This window comes from Pseudofrankia sp. EUN1h, assembly GCF_001854645.1.
In the GTDB taxonomy this organism is placed as follows: domain Bacteria; phylum Actinomycetota; class Actinomycetes; order Frankiales; family Frankiaceae; genus Pseudofrankia; species Pseudofrankia saprophytica.
Genome location: NZ_MBLN01000002.1, coordinates 408,916 through 425,698, shown reverse-complemented (window position 1 = coordinate 425,698; position 16,783 = coordinate 408,916). Strand labels below are relative to the sequence as shown.

At 72.9% G+C, this 16,783-nt stretch carries 15 protein-coding genes; 3 read left to right on the top strand and 12 right to left on the bottom strand.

The genetic code is table 11. The annotated features are described in order from the left end of the window. Window positions 1–118 precede the first annotated feature (118 nt). Together tsaE and BCD49_RS43365 are read right to left on the bottom strand one after the other, a co-directional pair. A complete protein-coding gene (gene tsaE, locus BCD49_RS02555) occupies window positions 119–622 on the bottom strand; it encodes a tRNA (adenosine(37)-N6)-threonylcarbamoyltransferase complex ATPase subunit type 1 TsaE (RefSeq protein ID WP_035925798.1) in 504 nt (167 codons plus the stop codon). A gap of 87 nt (window positions 623–709) precedes the next feature. Further along, window positions 710–1,042, bottom strand: a complete 333-nt coding sequence (locus BCD49_RS43365) for a hypothetical protein (protein ID WP_007518691.1) — start codon at window positions 1,040–1,042, stop codon at window positions 710–712. Between the two features lie 237 nt (window positions 1,043–1,279). Here BCD49_RS43365 and BCD49_RS41875 point away from each other — a divergent pair, with 237 nt between their 5' ends. Beyond that, window positions 1,280–2,875: a hypothetical protein gene (locus tag BCD49_RS41875; protein ID WP_027140155.1), complete on the top strand. Its 1,596-nt coding sequence runs from the start codon at window positions 1,280–1,282 to the stop codon at window positions 2,873–2,875. Between the two features lie 78 nt (window positions 2,876–2,953). Here BCD49_RS41875 and alr read toward each other — a convergent pair whose 3' ends face one another. Further along, on the bottom strand, window positions 2,954–4,102 hold the full coding sequence (alr, locus tag BCD49_RS02540; RefSeq protein WP_007514859.1) for an alanine racemase: 1,149 nt from the start codon (window positions 4,100–4,102) through the stop codon (window positions 2,954–2,956). 245 nt (window positions 4,103–4,347) lie between these two features. Here alr and BCD49_RS02535 point away from each other — a divergent pair, with 245 nt between their 5' ends. Continuing rightward, entirely contained in the window at window positions 4,348–4,872 is a 525-nt protein-coding gene (locus BCD49_RS02535) for an SWIM zinc finger family protein (RefSeq protein WP_007514857.1), read from the top strand. Between the two features lie 71 nt (window positions 4,873–4,943). Here BCD49_RS02535 and glmS read toward each other — a convergent pair whose 3' ends face one another. The 4 genes from glmS to rplM all read right to left on the bottom strand — a co-directional run bounded on the left by glmS (window position 4,944) and on the right by rplM (window position 9,896). Next, window positions 4,944–6,923: a glutamine--fructose-6-phosphate transaminase (isomerizing) gene (gene glmS / locus BCD49_RS02530; RefSeq protein ID WP_007514855.1), complete on the bottom strand. Its 1,980-nt coding sequence runs from the start codon at window positions 6,921–6,923 to the stop codon at window positions 4,944–4,946. A gap of 142 nt (window positions 6,924–7,065) precedes the next feature. Next, window positions 7,066–8,439, bottom strand: coding sequence for a phosphoglucosamine mutase (glmM, locus tag BCD49_RS02525; RefSeq protein WP_027140156.1), 1,374 nt, complete (start codon window positions 8,437–8,439; stop codon window positions 7,066–7,068). A 393-nt stretch (window positions 8,440–8,832) separates the two neighbouring features. Then, window positions 8,833–9,240: a 30S ribosomal protein S9 gene (gene rpsI, locus BCD49_RS02520; RefSeq protein WP_007514853.1), complete on the bottom strand. Its 408-nt coding sequence runs from the start codon at window positions 9,238–9,240 to the stop codon at window positions 8,833–8,835. A 212-nt stretch (window positions 9,241–9,452) separates the two neighbouring features. Continuing rightward, window positions 9,453–9,896 carry a 50S ribosomal protein L13 gene (rplM, locus tag BCD49_RS02515; protein WP_007514852.1) on the bottom strand — a complete coding sequence of 148 codons (444 nt, stop codon included), beginning with the start codon at window positions 9,894–9,896 and terminating at the stop codon, window positions 9,453–9,455. A gap of 569 nt (window positions 9,897–10,465) precedes the next feature. Between rplM and BCD49_RS02510 the strand changes: the two genes are divergently transcribed. Further along, the gene (locus BCD49_RS02510) at window positions 10,466–11,857 is read left to right on the top strand and encodes a hypothetical protein (protein ID WP_206744924.1); all 1,392 of its coding nucleotides are present in this window, start codon (window positions 10,466–10,468) and stop codon (window positions 11,855–11,857) included. A 31-nt stretch (window positions 11,858–11,888) separates the two neighbouring features. Here the strand turns inward: BCD49_RS02510 and truA are convergent, their stop codons facing one another. The 5 genes from truA to rpsK all read right to left on the bottom strand — a co-directional run bounded on the left by truA (window position 11,889) and on the right by rpsK (window position 16,722). After that, window positions 11,889–12,725, bottom strand: coding sequence for a tRNA pseudouridine(38-40) synthase TruA (gene truA, locus BCD49_RS02505; RefSeq protein WP_083401194.1), 837 nt, complete (start codon window positions 12,723–12,725; stop codon window positions 11,889–11,891). 408 nt (window positions 12,726–13,133) lie between these two features. Then, complete coding sequence (gene rplQ / locus BCD49_RS02500) at window positions 13,134–13,751, bottom strand: 50S ribosomal protein L17 (protein ID WP_007514849.1); 618 nt, start codon at window positions 13,749–13,751, stop codon at window positions 13,134–13,136. 589 nt (window positions 13,752–14,340) lie between these two features. Continuing rightward, window positions 14,341–15,393 carry a DNA-directed RNA polymerase subunit alpha gene (locus BCD49_RS02495; RefSeq protein WP_007514847.1) on the bottom strand — a complete coding sequence of 351 codons (1,053 nt, stop codon included), beginning with the start codon at window positions 15,391–15,393 and terminating at the stop codon, window positions 14,341–14,343. 253 nt (window positions 15,394–15,646) lie between these two features. Then, a complete protein-coding gene (gene rpsD, locus BCD49_RS02490) occupies window positions 15,647–16,273 on the bottom strand; it encodes a 30S ribosomal protein S4 (protein WP_007514846.1) in 627 nt (208 codons plus the stop codon). A gap of 38 nt (window positions 16,274–16,311) precedes the next feature. Further along, entirely contained in the window at window positions 16,312–16,722 is a 411-nt protein-coding gene (rpsK, locus tag BCD49_RS02485; RefSeq protein WP_007514845.1) for a 30S ribosomal protein S11, read from the bottom strand. Window positions 16,723–16,783 lie beyond the last annotated feature (61 nt).

The window sequence follows — 16,783 nt, the reverse complement described above, 5'->3', positions numbered from 1 at the left end:
CCTGTCCAGCCTACGGACCGCGACCAGTGCCGCCTCGCACCGATCCAGTGGCCCGCCCCCAGTGGCCCGCCGCGTCAGCCGGTCAACGGGTCGGCGCCGCGGGCGGACGGGCGACTGGTCAGCCGATCGGCCCGTCGGCGGTGAGCAGCGCGCGGAGGCGGGCCGACCAGTCGGGCCCGGTGGGCGTCAGGCGGACGCGGCGCGCCTCGCCGGCCTCCTCGCCCTCGGGGCGTTCGATGTCGACGCGCAGGTGCTCCTGCGCGAGCTGCTCGACCCGGCCGGCGCCCCATTCGACGACGGTCAGCGCCACGTCGGTGTCCGCGTCGAGGTCCAGGTCGTCCACCTCGGCGATGCCGCCGAGCCGGTAGGCGTCGACGTGGACCAGCGGCAGCCGGCCGCCGGTGTGGACGCGGGCGAGCACGAACGTCGGCGACGTCACCGGCCCGCGCACGCCCAGCCCGGCGGCGATCCCCTGCACCAGCACGGTCTTGCCCGCGCCGAGCGGGCCGGCCAGCACGACCAGGTCCCCGGGCCGCGCGACATCGGCGACCCGGGCGCCCAGCAGCCGCATCTGCTCTGGCGTCTCCACGACCAGCGGGTCCGCCCCGGCGGGCGACGCGATGCCTGGCGGCGCGCCAGGCGAAGGTGAGATCGTCACCAGCTCATCATCCGCCCGCCCGGAGATGGAAGCGCCGCACGGCGCGGGCCTTTAGTGCGAGCAGCCGGGACCGCAGCCACCACCGCTGGCGGTGCCACCGAACGCGCCACGACCCGGACGCACCCTGACCACCTTCGGGGCGGCTTCGGCCACCGCGGCCTTCTCGACCTGCTCGCGGGTGGTCAGCATGAGCATCACCGGCCCGCCCGCGCCACCCGTCCCGCCCGGCTGAACCGGCCCCGCGGGCTCGTCGAGCCCGTCGCGGTCGTCCAGGGCGCCAAGCTCGTCAAGGTCATCCAGGTCGTCGCGCTCGTCAAGGTCCACGCCACCGGTCGGACCAGTCGCCGTGGTCGTGCGCCGCTCACCGCGTCGCCAGAGCCTCACGTCGTCTCCTCCACCATCACTTTTCAGCCAGCCACGGAGTCTTCGCCATCGATGACATCCGGCACCCGTGGCCCGCCCGCGCACGCGCGCCCTTCATGTCGAAGGTAGGTCGCCTCCGCCTCGCCGTCTCGGCGAGCCCGTATGCGGCGACCCTCTGTGACAGATCTGGCGAACGGCGCGCGGCGGGGAGATGCTCCAAAGGATGCTGATCGCGTCCTTCCTGGAAGGAGGGAACGCATGGCCGGCATGAACGGCCCCTGGCGGCCCGGAGAGCCGGCCGGCTCTCCGGGGCGGGACCACGTCGGCTCGGCGCGAGACCCCGACGCGCCGGACGGCCCGCTGGCGCGCCTGCTGACCGCGGCGTCCGGCGCGGCGCGCCGGGTGCTCGCCCGGCCGGGTGGCCGGGCCCTGGCCGCGGTGGGCGCCGTCCTGCTGCTCGCGGTCGCGGGCGGCGCCGTCTGGGTCGCCACGGCCGACCCGCCACCCACCGGCCCGAGCTGCGACGCGGCCGGCGTGGTCTGCACCCGTGAGGCGCGGTTCGCCGCCCAGACGGATCCGGACCGCGCCATCCTGGACCTGTCCGGCGTCCCCGCCGTCGCCGGCGCCGTCGGCGAGAGCTACGTGACCACCCGCCCGGTCGACTCGCTGCCACCGCCGCCCACTGGCGGTCGCGACGAGTGCGCGGGGCGGGCCGCCTGGGCCGCCTCGATCGGCGCGGCCCAGGCCGACGTCTCGCCCGTGCGCCTCGATGTCAGCGCCCGGCGGGACGTGCCGGTCGAGGTGCTCGGCTTCGAGGTCCACATCGACGCCAGCCACGTCGACGAGCCGGAGGGCGCCCTGCTCACCTGCACGGCGGCCGAGCGGCCGGACCAGTTCTCCCATCCGGTCCACCAGCTCCCGCAGGCGCAGGCGCTGGCCCGCGCCGACGCGGTGCTGCTCGACCTCGCGCGCATCACCTCCGAGCTGATCCCGCCGCGGCCGGAAGTCGCCACGGTCACCGTCCCGCCGTCCCCGCGCACGGTCGAGGTGGCCGCGGGCCGGACCGAGTCGATCCTCGTGGCCGGCCTCGCCGGCGCCTGTGACTGCCGGTGGCGCCTCGAGGTCTCGCTGGCGGTGGGCGGTGAGCGGCAGGTGGTCACGGTCGGCCGGGATGGCGCCCGTCTCGGCTCCGCGGACCGCAACCCGGGGCAACCACCATTCCAGACGGTGTCGTCGACGCAGCTCACCCCGTACCGCTACCTCGAGGGCCGGTGGCAGCCGGCCGAGCTTCCCCTGGGAGCCGCCCAGCCGGTCTGCCCGCTGCTGCCGTCCACCGAGGTCGCGGCCGCGTTCGGCTGGCGGACATCCGACCAGCAGAAATCCGATCCGTTCTTCCAGACCTACGCGCAGGAGAGCGAGATCCTGGGCTCCACCGACCGACCGGCTCACCTGCTGTCCTGCGCCTGGCAGGCCGACCCGGACCGCTACGGCGTGGGAAATCTCAGCGTGGACGTGCTGGAGCTCGCGGACGGCGCGGCCGCCCGGGCCGAGTTCGAGGCCGACCGGGCGCTGCTCGGGGGCGCGCAGCCGCTGTTCAACTGCGACCCGGGGGCAGGCACCGGCGGCACCGCGACGGTCCCGGTCACCGGAGTGGGCGACGACGCGGCCCGCGCGCCGGGCAGGCTCATCGCCCTCGCCGGCAAGAAGGTCGTCCGGGTCGAGCTGTGCGCCACGCCGCGGCCCGACCCGGACCAGCCCGCACCGTCCACGACGACGCCCGCGTCCAATCCGTCCGGGATGGTCGGCGATCCGGCCGCCCTCGCCCGCGTGGCCCGCGCCGCCCTCGCCGCGTAGCGGCGCGGGGTGGGGGCGGCTCGCGAGGTGAGGACAGCGCGGGGTGGGGGCGCCGCGGCGCGGTGACGGCGCGCGCCGTCAGGCGCCGCGGTAGACGCGGGGGACGCGGACGCCGACGCGGGTGACGATCTCGTAGTTGATGGTGTCGAGCGCGGCGGCCCAGTCGTCGGCGGTCGGCTCGCCGTCGTCGCCCGCCCCGAACAGCACCACCTCGTCACCGGCCGAGACCCGGTCGTCGCCGACATCGAGGACGAACTGGTCCATGCAGACGGTTCCGGCGATACGCCGGCGCCGGCCGGCCAGCAGCACCTCTCCGACGTTCGCCGCCGACCGGGGGATGCCGTCGGCGTAACCGACCGGGACGACCGCGAGCGTCGTCTCCGCCTCGGTGGTGTAGCGGTGGGCGTACGAGACGCCGGTACCGGGTGGCACCCGCTTGGCGAGTGTCACCCGGGCCGTCAGCCGCATCGCGGGCCGCAGGCCCAGCTCGGCCGAGCGGCCGACCTCCGGGCCAGGCGAGAGCCCGTAGACCGAGATCCCCGGTCGGACCAGGTCGAAGTGGGCCTCGGGGCTGACCAGGGTGGCGGCCGAGTTGGCCAGGTGGCGGACCTGGGGACGAAGCCCCGCCTTCTCGGCCACCGCGACGGCGTCGGTGAACCGGCCGATCTGCCCCTGCACCGTCGGGTGGCCAGGCGCGTCGGCGAACGCGAAGTGGCTCCACACGCCGACGACGTCGATGAGCCCCTCGGCGCGCAGCGCGGCCGCCGCGTCGCACAGCGCCGGCCAGTCGGCGGGACCCGCGCCCGCGCGGCCGAGCCCCGTGTCCGCCTTGAGGTGTACCCGCGCCTGGCGACCGGTCGCTCGGGCCGCCGCGGCGATCTCGTCCAGCGCCCAGCCCGCGGACGCGGACAGGTCGACGTCGGCGGCGAGCGCGTCGCCCAGCGGCTCACCGGGCGCCATCAGCCACGACATCACCGGCACCGTGAAGCCGGCGGCGCGCAGGGCCAGTGCCTCCTCGAGGACGGCCACGCCGAGCCAGGTCGCGCCGCCGTCAAGCGCCGCCCGGGCGCACGGGATCATGCCGTGGCCGTAGCCGTCCGCCTTGACGACGGCCATCGTGGCGGCGGACCCGGCCCGAGCCACCAGCGTCGCGGTCGACTCGCGCACCGCGTCCAGGTCGACGATCGCGCAGGCACGCGGTGCCACGGAGGCGTCCGGCTGGCTCATCGGCTCTCCAGGGGTCGGACGAGGTCGGAGTGAGACGGGGGCCTGTCCTGGTGGACACGGGCCTGCCAGCACCCTACTGGCCGCCGCGTCGCCCCCTCCGTTCCCGACAGTCCACGCCTGATGCGGCCCGATGCGCTCCGGACTGGCCCATTTGGGCGTGACACCACCGACGGGCCCGGAGGTCGCGCCTCCGAGCAAGGAACCCGCGGAGGCGGGTTGGTAGGGCGGGTGCGTAGGATTGGACGGTGATCATCAGGGTTTCCGGGGACGGCCCGCACGACGAGGTCGTCCTCACGCCGCTCGAGGCGGCCTTCACCGAGACCGCCTGCGCGGAGCTCGCGGGGGCCGAGACCTTCAGCCGCGGAGTCGGGCTCGCGCTCCTCGGCCGGGTCGCCGACCTGCGGATCCGGCCGAGCGACGCCACCGGAACCGTCGAGGACAGCCGCGAGTTCACCGTCAAACTGGCGGTGGGCGAGGACGGCCCGCAACAGCAGTGCACCTGTGAACGCGCGGCCGTGACGGCGCTGTGCCAGCACGGTGTCGCGGTAGCGCTGGCCGCGACCGGCCTTATCCAGGCCGACGACGACGAGGACGACCAGGACGACTACGTTCGCGCCGCCGTCGGCGTGTTCCTGGAGAGCCTGCCCAAGGCGGAGCTCGTCGATCTCGTGCTCGGCCTGGCCGACGACAACGAGGACCTCGCGGACGCGCTCTGGGACGAGACCGTCCGCTGGTATCACGACCGAGCCACCAGCGAGGCGGCGGACTAGCGGACGCCCCCGCCCCCGGTCGCGGGGCGGGGACGAAACGCCTGCCCGGCCGACGAAACGCCTGCCCGGCCTTATTCGACGGTGACCGACTTCGCCAGGTTGCGGGGCTGGTCCACGTCGAGGCCGCGGGCGAGCGCCAGCTCGCAGGCGAAGACCTGCAGCGGGATCGTCGTCACCAGCGGGGCGAACAGCGACGGCGTCGCCGGCACCCGGATCAGGTGGTCGGCGAACGGCTCGACCAGATGGTCGCCCTCCTCGGCGATCACGATCGTGCGGGCGCCGCGGGCCCGGACCTCCTGGATGTTCGAGACGACCTTGTCGTGCAGCACCGCGCGGCCGCGTGGCGAGGGCACCACGACGACCACGGGCACGCCCTGCTCGACCAGGGCGATGGGCCCGTGCTTGAGCTCCCCGGCAGGGAAGCCCTCGGCGTGCATGTAGGCGAGCTCCTTCAGCTTGAGCGCGCCCTCCAGGGCCACCGGGTAGCCGACGTGCCGACCCAGGAAGAGCACGGTCTTGGCGCCGGCGAGGCTGCGGGCGAGCTCGCGCACCGGGCCGACGGTGCTGAGCGTGCGGGCGACCAGGTCGGGCATCTTCTGCAGCTTCTCGACGTAGGCGCCGACCTCGTCGCCGTAGAGCACGCCGCGGGCCTGCGCGAGGAAGAGCCCGACGAGCAGGCAGGCGGCGACCTGGCCGAGGAACGTCTTGGTCGCGGCGACCCCGACCTCCGGCCCGCAGCGGGTGTAGAGCACCGCGTCGGACTCGCGCGGGATGGTCGACCCGTTGGTGTTGCAGATCGCCAGGACCCGGGCCTTCTGCTCGCGGGCGTGCTTGACGGCCATCAGGGTGTCGAGCGTCTCGCCGCTCTGGCTGATCGCCACCACGAGCGTCGAACGGTCGAGCACCGGGTCGCGGTAGCGGAACTCGGAGGCCATCTCGACCTCGCAGGGCAGCCTGGTCCAGTGCTCGATCGCGTACTTGGCGATCAGCCCGGCGTGGTAGGCGGTGCCGCAGGCGACGATGAACACCTTGTCGATGTCGCGAAAGTCCTCGCCGGAGAGGCGCTCCTCGTCGAGGACGATCGCCCCGTCGGCCGACAGCCGCCCGCGCAGGGTGTCGGCGAGCACCGCCGGCTGCTCGCTGATCTCCTTGAGCATGAAGTACGGGAAGCCGCCCTTCTCGGCGGCGCTCGCGTCCCAGTCGACGTGGTACGGGCGGCCCTCGACCGGCTCGCCGCTGAAGTCGATGACGCTCACGCCGTCGCGGCGGGCCTCGACGATCTGGTCCTGCCCGATCTCCAGCGCGTCGCGGGTGTGCGCGATGAAGGCGGAGACGTCGCTGGCGAGGAACGTCTCGCCCTGGCCGAGCCCGATCACCAGTGGGCTGTTGCGCCGGGCGCCGATGACCACGTCTGGGAAGTCCCGGTGCAGCACCACCAGGGTGAACGCGCCGGCCAGCCGCTGGCAGACCCGGCGCACCGCCTCGGTGAGCGGGTGGCGCCCGCCCTCGGCGCCCTCGGCCGCCGCGGCCATACCGCCCGAGCCCCGCGTCGGCTGGCCGCCTGCCAGCCTCCCAGCCGACGCGGCGAGGTTCGCCTCGCCCGAGCCCGGCCGGCCGAGCTCGGCCTCCAGGAGGTGCGCGACCACCTCGGTGTCGGTCTCGCTGACCAGCTCGTGCCCGGCGGCGAACAGCTCGGCGCGCAGCGCGGTGAAGTTCTCGATGATGCCGTTGTGAATGACGCCGATCGCGCCGGTGCAGTCGGTGTGCGGGTGGGCGTTCACGTCCGTCGGGCCGCCGTGCGTCGCCCACCGGGTGTGGCCCATGCCGGTCGTGCCGGCCATGCTGTCGCCGACGACGGCGCCGTCGTCGCTCTCCGCGAGCGCCTTCTCGAGGTTGGCCAGCTTTCCGGCGCGGCGGACGACCCGCAGCGCGCCCGCGCCGACCACGGCGATTCCCGCCGAGTCATACCCTCGGTACTCGAGCCGGCGCAGTCCACCGAGGGCGACCTCGAGAGCGGACTGCTCCCCCACGTAGCCGATGATCCCGCACATGCGGCTCAGCGTACGCAGCCTCGCCGCCGCCGTGCCGACGGACCCACGAAGCCGCGAGCGGTTTCACGAGCAGTCCAGCCCAGAAGCCGCGAAGACCCTGCCCGCGTTTCGTGAGTTTTGTTACGCCCGTTCCCGTCCTGGCTCACTGGGCCGCCGCGGTGCCCAGTTCCCGTTTGACGGCCTCCGCGAGGCGGGTGGCGATCGCGCGGGCCTGGGCGTCGGTGGGCGCCTCGACCATCACCCGCACCAGCGGCTCGGTCCCGGACGGGCGCAGCAGCACCCGGCCCTCGTCGCCCAGCTCCGCCTCGGCGGTCCGGACCGCGGCGGCGAGCCCGGCGGACGTGGACGCCCGGGCCCGGTCGACCCCGCGCACGTTCACCAGGACCTGCGGCAGCCGGGTCATCGCCTTGGCCAGCTCGCCGAGCGGCTGGCCGGTCTCGCGCATCCGCCCGACCAGCGTGAGCGCGGTGAGCAGGCCGTCGCCGGTGGTGGCGTGCCGCAGGAACACCACGTGGCCGCTCTGCTCGCCGCCCAGCGCGATGCCCTCGCGGCGCATCTCGGCGAGGACGTACCGGTCGCCGACCGGGGTGGCGAGGACCTCGATCCCGGCTTCCCGCATGGCGTGGTGGAAGCCCAGGTTGGACATGACGGTGACGACCACCCGCCGGTCGGCCAGCTCGCCGCGCTCGGCCAGCGCCAGCGCGCACACGGCCATGATCTGGTCGCCGTCGACGACCTCGCCCGCGGCGTCGACGGCCAGGCAGCGGTCCGCGTCGCCGTCGTGGGCGATTCCGACGTCCGCGCCGTGCTCCAGGACGGCGGCCCGCAGGCTGTCGAGGTGGGTGGCCCCCGAGCCGTCGTTGATCAGCTTGCCGTCGCCGTCAGCGTGCAGCGCGACGACGTCGGCGCCGGCGGCGCGCAGCACCCGCGGCGCGAGCGTCGACGCGGCGCCCTGGGCGCAGTCGACGACGACCCGCAGACCATCGAGCCGGACGGGCAGGGTGGACAGCAGGTGCTCGACGTAGCCGTCGACGAGCCTGGCGATGTAGCCGGGCTCGTCGCGGACACGCCCGACCGCGGCGCCGGTCGGGCGCCGCGCCGGCGGGGCCGCGAGCCGGGTCTCGATGGCGTCCTCGACCTCGTCGGGCAGCTTGTGGCCGCCCGCGGCGAACAGCTTGATCCCGTTGTCGGGCATCGGGTTGTGGCTGGCCGAGAGCATCACGCCGAGATCGGCGCCGGTCGCGGCGACGATGTGCGCGACCGCGGGCGTCGGCACCACGCCGACGCGGACGACATCCGCGCCCCTGGACGCGAGCCCGGCGACGACCGCCGCCTCCAGGAACTCGCCCGACGGGCGGGTGTCCCGCCCCACCACCACCACCGGCCGGCCCGCGTCCGCCGCCCGGTCCTCGGTGAGCACCTCGACCGCCGACTCCGCCAGCCGTAGAGCCAGCTCAGCGGTCAGGTCCACGTTCGCCACGCCACGCACGCCGTCCGTACCGAACAGCCGCCCCATGGGGATCTCCCAAAACCAGTCGCACATCGCCGAGCACCTTCACGGACACCGGCGGCGCCCCCGCGCTCGCCACGTCCTGTGGCGGCCGCCGGCGCCGCTCGCCGGCCTGCCCCGAGGCCCGGGCCGCCTCGTCCGGCCCTGGCGTCAGAGACACGCCTGAGCCCGCGGGTGCAATCAGGCTCGCCACATCTTCGCCGACCTGGCGCCGGCTTCCTACCGAGCCTCGCCACGAGTCGGCCAGCCTCGCCCGGAGGGCGGGCAGGCGGACGGGCCCGCCGCGACGGGCGGGCAGGCCCCGCGGGCGGGCGCGGCGGGCACAGCAAAGCCGCCCGTCGAGGACGGGCGGCTTGCCGTGCTGGGTGCCCCGCCGGGCGGGTACCCATGGAGCTCTGGCTACCGCTTGCTGTACTGCGGAGCCTTACGGGCCTTCTTGAGGCCGTACTTCTTGCGCTCCTTGACCCGGGAGTCGCGGGAGAGGAAGCCGGCCTTCTTCAGGGTCGGCCGGGACTCGTCCTCGACGATGAGGAGCGCCCGCGCCACGGCGAGCCGCAGCGCGCCGGCCTGGCCGGAGATGCCACCGCCGTGCAGCAGGGCGATCACGTCGTACGACTCAGCCCGGTCGAGAGCCTTCAGCGGCTCGTTGACCATCTGCTGGTGCACCTTGTTCGGGAAGTAGTTCTCGAGGGTGCGCCCGTTGAGGGTCCATTTCCCCGTGCCGGGCAGCAGGCGCACGCGGACAACGGCCTCCTTGCGGCGGCCGGTCGCCCTCGGGTTGCCCTGGACGTCGGTCACGACAGACACGTCGCGTTCCTTCCTTACATTTGGTGGTCGCGCCAGGCGCGAGATCGGGGGTCCGGGGCCCCTGGGTCCCGGGGATCCGGGCTAGCGGATCCGCGAGGGAGATGCTCCCCCGGGCAGACATTGCGGCCCCCTGGAAGCCGACCGAAGGCGTTCCCCTCGCGGATCAGCGGGGACCCCTTCTGGCGACCAGGGCAGGCCGGCTGGGTCCGCGGCTACTGCGCGACCTGGATGATTTCGAACGGCTGCGGCTGCTGCGCCTGGTGCGGATGGGTCGGGCCCGCGTAGACCTTCAGCTTGCGCGCCTGGGCGTGGCCGAGCCTGTTCTTCGGGAGCATGCCCTTGATGGCCTTCTCGACCAACAGCTGCGGCCGGGTGTCGAGCAGCTCGCCGTAGCTGGTGCTACGCAGACCGCCCGGGTAGCCCGAGTGGCGGTAGTACTGCGACTGCTCCCGCTTCGACCCGGACAGCGCCACCTTGCCGGCGTTGATGATGATCACGAAGTCGCCGGTGTCAAGGTGTGGGGCGAAGTACGCCTTGTGCTTGCCACGCAGCAGCTGGGCAGCCTGGCTCGCCAGCTTGCCGAGGACGACGTCGCTGGCGTCAATGACATGCCACGCACGCTGGACATCCGCGGGCTTGGGCTGGTACGTGCGCACAGATCTGCCTTCTTCGTCGGGACGACGCTCGCGATACCCACCCGAGTCCGACCCAATTGGATCTGATCCCCAGACGACGAGCACGTCAAGAATGTGAGGAACGGACACGTCGACAGTCATGTCACGCGTCGCAGTCCTTGAGGTTACCAGGCTCCGGACATCTCCCGTCGCCGGCGTCTCCCGCGCGGCTCGTTCTGGTGCTCAGCCCGATGCTCGCCCCGGTGTTCGGCGCCTCGGGCCGGTGCCCGGTGCCCGGCCCGGACGATCGCCGGACATGTCCGGCGACGGAGCCAACGTCGGGAGGATCATAATTGTCAGCTACCGTCGGTCGAATGAGCGGCACGGATCCATGGCCGGACGCCGATCGGTACGACAGCGCGAGACCTGTCGGTCACGGCGGCGGGGCCCACGACGCGGCGACCCCCGCTGACCGGAGCCCGACGGGCGGCTCGGTGCCMCGCGGCGCCCGGGCCTCGGACGACGCTGCGCGGGACAGTTGGGGACCGTCGCCGCGCCGCCAGGCGTCGCCCGGCGGCTGGACACCGGGCGACGACCCGCTCTTCGGCCCGATGCCCTCCGAGCCCGCCACGGGCGGCCTGGCCAGGCCGCGCGGTCTTCCCGGCCGCTTCGACGGCGATGCGTACCCCGCGGCCGACAGCGCCGGGGCGGACAGACTGGGCGAGGCCGGCCCTCGCTTCGTCCGTGCCTGGAACAGCCGCCGCGGCTTCCCCGACGGCGACTACGGCGACGACGCCGCGGACGACCAGTCAGACCTCGATGAGGGGTTCGAGGACGACGGGTTCGACGAGGACGACGGCTTTGGCGGGGAGGGGTTCGACGAGGACGGGTTCGGCGACGAGGAGCCCGGCAACGCGACAGCCCCGCACGCGCTCGGCCTCGACGGCCTCGACGAGGCCGAGGGCGTGGACGAGGGTCCGTATTCCCGGGCTGGTGGCAGGGGTCTGGGTGCCGGGGGTCTGGGTGGCGGATCCAGGACCGGCGGTCGTTTCGGTGCCCGAGGGGCGCGCCTCGCGGCTCGGCGCTGGTCGGAGGACCCGCCCGGCGAGGATGCCGACGGGGACCCCTACGACGAGGCGGATCAGCCACGTGCCGACCGGGTGGGCGGGCCGTCGCGACGGAAGTGGCGGCTGTTGTTCATCGCGGTCGGCGTGCTGGCGGTGCTTGCCGTGACGTACCGAACGATGACGGGCTCCCCCACCGAGAGCACCCCGGCGGCTCCCATCCCCTCGGTCAAGCCGGTTCCCGCCGACTTCCTCAATTCCGCGGCCACCGACGCCGATCCCGTGACCGAGAACGAGTTCTTCCGGGACGCGACCGTCACAGCCGGAAGCCACACCTACTCCAGGGTCGCCCGCAAGCTCGACACCGGCTGCCCCGACCTCACCGGCCAGATCAAGAGCGCGCTCGACCACCCAGCCGTGCCGATGCCGCCCGCGCCCGCGGCGCCGAGCGCCGGACCCACCTCCGTGGCCGCGGCGGCACCCACCTCCGCCGGCCCGGCCTCCGCCGCGGCGCCCACGGCGGCGCCCACGCTCACGGGGCCCGCCTGCCGCCAGCAGGTCCGGGCGCTCTACCTCGGTGAGCCCGACAAGAACGGGCGGCGACTGCTGGCCGGCGTGACCGTCCTCGTCGTCGACAACGCGGACACCGCGCGGCAGACCGCCCAGATGCTCGAGACCCGTCAGGGCGGGGTGAGCCCGCTGCCGCTGCCGAACGGGGCACTGCCCGGCGCGAAGATCACCGGGCCGAACGGTGACAACGAGCTGCGGGGCGCGTTCGCGGACGGTCACTACGCGATCATGGTTCAGCTCGCCTACTCCGACGGGAGCCAGGGCGCGCAGAACGACAAGCAGGTGTCCGACGCCGCCGCCGACCTGCACGCCCTGACGAACCAGCCGCTCGACGAGCGGTTGCTGATCGGCCGCGGCTACCGGGGCTGAGCCACGCATACCGGAGCCGAGCCGCGCGTCCTCAGCCCGACAACGTCGGCGAGACGCGAACCGCGCGGGTGGCCTCCGCGCGGGCGGCGAGCGCGGAGTCGGGCGGGTAGCGCACCTCGACGAGCGTGAGCCCGTGCGCGGGGAGCACGGTGACGCCCGGGTCACGGACGGCCCTGGCCAGAATGTGGGACACCCAGCCGGCCTGGTGCCGACCCTCGCCGACGGCGACCAGGGCCCCGACGAGAGCCCGGACCATCGAGTGGCAGAACGCGTCCGCCTCGACGTCGGCGATGACGACTCCGTCCGTGGCGCGGCGCACGTCCAGGCGCAGCAGCGTCMGGATCGTCGTCGCCCCCTCCCGCCGGCGGCAGAACGCGGCGAAGTCGTGCTCACCGAGCAGCACCAGCGCCGCCCGCCGCATCCCGTCGGCGTCCAGCGGACGCGGCCAGGCCAGCGTGTCGTGCCGGCGGAGTGGGTCGGCGCCGTAGGAGGCGTCGCTGATCCGGTAGGCGTAGCGCCTGGACAGGGCCGAGAACCTGGCGTCGAACCCCGGCGGCGCCGGCGCGAGCCCCGTGACCCGGACCGCGCGGTCGAGCACCCCGTTGAGCCGGCGGGCAAGGCCGCCGAGCGGGACCTCCGCGGGGATGTCGACGTGGGCAACCTGCCCGGCCGCGTGCACCCCGGCGTCCGTCCGGCCCGCGACGGTGAGCCGCACGGCGGGCAGCCGGGCGACCCGCATCAGGGCGTCTTCCACCTCACCCTGCACCGTGCGCTGCCCAGGCTGGCGGGCCCATCCGGCGAAGGGCGTGCCGTCGTAGGCGATGTCTATCCGCAGCCGCTGGAGGCCGTCCGCGCTGATGCTCGTCAAGGCGGCTCRTATCTCCTTGCTTCCCGCGCTTCCCGGGACTGTCCGAACGATCCGCGTATCCATTGGCGCACGGGATTCTGTGAGCTCGGTGCCCGCATAGATCAGAAACAGCTCTCCGGGACCCGGGAAGTGCTCATGGTCGCACTTTCGGCTGCTCTTTGTCAGCGGGGACCGCCCGCCCAGCTTTGTGCCGGCGCCAGCGCCTGCGCCTGCGATCACCGGTGCAATGCCGGCTATGGGCGCCAAACGGCGAGAAGCCCGTCTCCCTCGCGGGGGACGGGCTTCCTAGCCGCCGAGGTTGACCCAGACGGAGACGGGCTGCCCTCGGCGTCGACCACCCTCAGCGGGTCCTGACGGAGCCCCTGACGAGGCTCGGGTCCGGCGCCCCGCTGAGGACGGGGGTCACGCTCAGGCGTCCTTGGTGTCGCCCTCGGCCGTTTCCGTGGCCTCAGAGGCCTCGGGGGCCTCGACCTCGGCGGTCTCGGACTCGGCGGCGGTGGCTTCGGCGGCCTTGGCCTCCTCGGCCTCGACGGCGACGGCCGCCGCGGTCGGCGACTCCTTCGCCAGGTCGGCGGCGGCCTCGGCGGTCGCGCCGGTCGGCGCCTTGCGGTCGGCGAACCGGGTGCCGCGGGCACGCTCGGCCTCGGCCACGGCCGACTGGCCGACGGTCAACGCCTCGACCAGCTCGATGCGGGCCAGCTGGGCGTTGTCGCCCTTGCGGAAACCGATCTTGGTGATCCGGGTGTAGCCACCGGGCCGGTTCTCGTAGCGCGGGCCGATCTCGGTGAACAGCTCGTGCACGACCGACTTGTTCCGGATGACGCGCATGACGTGCCGGCGCGCGTGCAGGTCGCCGCGCTTGGCCAGCGTGACCAGCCGCTCGGCGTACGGGCGCAGCCGCTTCGCCTTCGTCTCGGTCGTGGTGATCGCGCCGTGCTCGAACAGCGCGGTGGCCAGGTTCGCGAGAATCAGCCGCTGGTGCGCCGGGCTACCGCCGAGCCGAGCGCCCTTTGTCGGAGTGGGCATCGAGTTCCCTCGTTCCTTTCACGGTGCTGAGCACCTATCGGACGACCTCCCGACGCGCGAGAAACACCTGATCACGCATCGTTCAGCCACGACCGGGACGGACATTCCACGGCCACCAGCCGTCTTCCGACAAACCGGCGGCATCGGCCCGCCCGCTGCGAACTCGTCGCCTCAGGCGGACCAGGTCGGGCTGGTGTTCCGGAGCCCCGGTCGGCTCCGAAACACCACCCAACGTGGATCCCTGCGAACAGGTCCTACTGATGAAGCAGTCCTTGCTGGTAGAGCTGTCTTACCGGTCGAGCTGTACCCGAGCTCCTCGCCGGCAGGCCACCAGCGAAGCCAAATGGCTCCCCGCGAACAGGTCTTACCGGTTGAGCAGGCCTTACAGATCTTACGAGTCGACCTGTGCCCGAGGTCTTCGCGTAGTCGGGTGGGCCAGGAGGCCACGAGCGAAGCGAGGTGGCCTCACTGGCCCACCCGACGGAGCGAAGACCCGTTCGTGGCGGAGGACACGGCGCGGAGGTCCCGACCGGAGCGAAGCGAGGATCGGGGCCGTAGCGCCGTGCCCGGACGCCACGAACAAAGCAACTCAGTACTGCTCGGTCTCGACGTACTCGGTGCCGTCCTCGTCCTGGCCGGCGGAGAACGGCGGGTTGTACGTGTCGGTGCCGTAGGTGTCGACCGCCTGCCGCGGGTCGAATCCGGGGGGCGAGTCCTTCAGCTGCAGGCCCATGGCCCCAAGCTTGGTCTTCACCTCGTCGATCGACTTCTGGCCGAAGTTGCGGATGTCGAGCAGGTCCGCCTCGCTGCGCGAGACCAGCTCGCCGATCGTGTGGATGCCCTCGCGCTTGAGGCAGTTGTAGGAGCGGACGGTCAGGTCCATCTCCTCGATCGGCAGGGCGAGGTCCGCGGCCAGCTGGGCGTCCTGCGCGGACGGGCCGATGTCGACACCCTCCGCCTCGGCGTTGAGCTCCTGGGCCAGCCCGAACAGGCCGACCAGGGTCTTGCCGGCGCTCGCCATCGCGTCCCGCGGCGAGATCGACGGCTTGGCCTCGACGTCGACGATCAGCCGGTCGAAGTCGGTCCGCTGCTCGACACGGGTCGCCTCGACCTTGTAGGTGACCTTGAGCACCGGCGAGTAGATCGAGTCGATCGGGATGCGACCGATCTCCTGGCCGGGCTGCTTGTTCTGCGCGGCGCTGACGTAGCCACGGCCGCGCTCGACGGTCAGCTCGATCTCGAGCTTGCCCTTGTCGTTGATGGTCGCCAGGTGCAGGTCGGGGTTGTGCACCTCGACGCCCGCCGGCGGCGCGATGTCCGCCGCGGTGACCTCGCCGGGGCCCTGCTTGCGCAGGTACATCACCGTCGGCTCGTCGTTGTCCGAGCTGACGACCAGCTCCTTGAGGTTCAGGATCAGGTCGGTGACGTCTTCCTTGACCCCGGGAACCGTCGAGAACTCGTGCAGCACGCCGTCGATCCGGATGCTCGTCACCGCCGCGCCCGGAATGGACGACAGCAGGGTGCGACGCAGCGAGTTGCCGAGGGTGTAGCCGAAGCCCGGCTCCAGCGGCTCGATCACGAACCGGGACCGGAACTCGGCGATCGGCTCCTCAGTCAGAGTGGGACGCTGAGCGATAAGCATGTGCTACTTCCTTCCAACCACGACGCCCGCCATATGACGCCGTGCAGGGCACTCCCCCTGTGCCACTAGGACTCCGAGGGAGTCACGGCGGGGTACGGCCTCTGTCCGCCCGCCCCACCGTCACGCGCGCCGGGCCCAAGCCACGACGCGCCGTCTTCCATTGTGCTCCCGTCCCGCCCAGTGGGCGGACCGGGCAGGAACGCAGCCATGGCCGCCGGGAAAATCCCGGCGGCCAGCGACCACTACTCCGCGGTTACTTGGAGTAGAGCTCGACGATCAGCTGCTCCTGGACCTGGGTGTCGATGGCGGCCCGAGCCGGCAGCGAGTGAACCAGGATCCGCATCTGGCTGGAGATCACCTCGAGCCAGCCGGGGACGGTCCGCTGACCGGCGGTCTCCCGCGCGATGATGAACGGGGTGAGCTCCCGCGCCTTCGGCGCGATCTCGACGATGTCGCTCTCGCTGACCCGGTAGCTGGGAATGTCCACCTTGTGGCCGTTCACCTGCACGTGGCCATGCCGCACCGCCTGGCGGGCGGCGTCCCGGGACGGAGCGAAGCCCGCGCGGTAGATCACGTTGTCCAGCCGCGACTCGAGGATCTTCAGCAGCTCGTCACCGGTCTTGCCGCTGCGGCGGTTCGCCTCGTCGTAGTAGCCGCGGAACTGCTTCTCCAGGATCCCGTAGATCCGGGCGCACTTCTGCTTCTCGCGCTTCTGGAGCAGGTACTCGGAGTCCTTGGTGCGCCCACGACCGTGCTCACCCGGCGGGTAGGGCCGGATCTCGATCGGGCACTTCGGCGACTCACACTTGCTGCCCTTGAGGAACAGCTTCGTCTTCTCGCGACGGCAACGCTTGCAGTCCGGGCCGACGTAACGRGCCATTCGTCCTTCTTCTCTCTGTCTCGTCCGGCTCGGACTGGTCAGACCCGGCGCCGCTTCGGCGGGCGGCAGCCGTTGTGCGGGGTGGGGGTGACGTCCTGGATCGTGCCAACCTCGAGGCCCGCCGCCTGCAGCGACCGGATCGCGGTCTCTCGACCGGAGCCCGGGCCCTTCACGAACACGTCCACCTTGCGCATGCCGTGCTCCTGCGCCTTGCGGGCCGCGTTCTCGGCGGCCATCTGCGCGGCGTACGGCGTTGACTTACGGGAGCCCTTGAAGCCGACGTGGCCGGCCGAGGCCCAGGAGATCACGTTCCCACTCGGGTCCGTGATCGAGACGATCGTGTTGTTGAACGTGCTCTTGATGTGGGCGTGCCCATGAGCGACGTTCTTCTTTTCCTTGCGGCGCACTTTCTTGACACCGGCACCGCCGGAGCGAGTCTTGGGAGGCATGTGCTGTCGTGGTCTCCGTCTGCGAGGTCGTCGGTCGGCCGGTGGGCGCCGCCCCGGGCCC

What these genes read in the sequence shown, in the direction of transcription:
- BCD49_RS41875 (WP_027140155.1), top strand. Translation starts at nt 1,280, where the DNA reads ATGGCCGGCATGAACGGCCCCTGGCGGCCCGGAGAGCCGGCCGGCTCT.
- alr (WP_007514859.1), bottom strand. Translation starts at nt 4,102, where the DNA reads ATGAGCCAGCCGGACGCCTCCGTGGCACCGCGTGCCTGCGCGATCGTC.
- glmS (WP_007514855.1), bottom strand. Translation starts at nt 6,923, where the DNA reads ATGTGCGGGATCATCGGCTACGTGGGGGAGCAGTCCGCTCTCGAGGTC.
- glmM (WP_027140156.1), bottom strand. Translation starts at nt 8,439, where the DNA reads ATGGGGCGGCTGTTCGGTACGGACGGCGTGCGTGGCGTGGCGAACGTG.
- BCD49_RS02510 (WP_206744924.1), top strand. Translation starts at nt 10,466, where the DNA reads ATGCCCTCCGAGCCCGCCACGGGCGGCCTGGCCAGGCCGCGCGGTCTT.
- rplQ (WP_007514849.1), bottom strand. Translation starts at nt 13,751, where the DNA reads ATGCCCACTCCGACAAAGGGCGCTCGGCTCGGCGGTAGCCCGGCGCAC.
- BCD49_RS02495 (WP_007514847.1), bottom strand. Translation starts at nt 15,393, where the DNA reads ATGCTTATCGCTCAGCGTCCCACTCTGACTGAGGAGCCGATCGCCGAG.
- rpsK (WP_007514845.1), bottom strand. Translation starts at nt 16,722, where the DNA reads ATGCCTCCCAAGACTCGCTCCGGCGGTGCCGGTGTCAAGAAAGTGCGC.